The 685-nt window shown below is 61.2% G+C and carries 1 pseudogene; it reads left to right on the top strand.

The annotated features are described in order from the left end of the window. A pseudogene (locus PYV61_RS26680) lies at positions 1 to 150 on the top strand (response regulator); the annotation flags it as partial. Positions 151 to 685 lie beyond the last annotated feature (535 nt).

Raw genomic sequence — 685 nt, 5'->3', positions numbered from 1 at the left:
CATCTGCCGGTGCTGATGGTGACCGCCGAAACCCGCAAGGAAGATATCGTGGCTGCCGCCCAGGGCGGAGCGGCCGGCTATATCGTCAAGCCCTTCACCAAGGCCACGCTGGAAGAGAAGGTCAATCTCATCATCAAGAAACTCGATCTCGGCGGATCTGAATTCATGGTGAGCAAAGGCGAAGAGCTGTTCACCGGCGTGGTGCCCATCCTGGTGGAGCTGGACGGCGACGTGAACGGCCACAAGTTCAGCGTGAGCGGCGAGGGCGAGGGCGACGCCACCTACGGCAAGCTGACCCTGAAGCTGCTGTGCACCACCGGCAAGCTGCCCGTGCCCTGGCCCACCCTGGTGACCACCCTGGGCTACGGCGTGCAGTGCTTCGCCCGCTACCCCGACCACATGAAGCAGCACGACTTCTTCAAGAGCGCCATGCCCGAGGGCTACGTGCAGGAGCGGACCATCTTCTTCAAGGACGACGGCAACTACAAGACCCGGGCCGAGGTGAAGTTCGAGGGCGACACCCTGGTGAACCGGATCGAGCTGAAGGGCATCGACTTCAAGGAGGACGGCAACATCCTGGGCCACAAGCTGGAGTACAACTACAACAGCCACAACGTGTACATCACCGCCGACAAGCAGAAGAACGGCATCAAGGCCAACTTCAAGATCCGGCACAACATCGAGG

The organism is Roseisolibacter sp. H3M3-2, from assembly GCF_029211165.1.
GTDB lineage: Bacteria > Gemmatimonadota > Gemmatimonadetes > Gemmatimonadales > Gemmatimonadaceae > Roseisolibacter.
The sequence above is the reverse complement of the archived record's forward strand: the minus strand, read 5'-3'. Positions and strand labels throughout refer to the sequence as shown.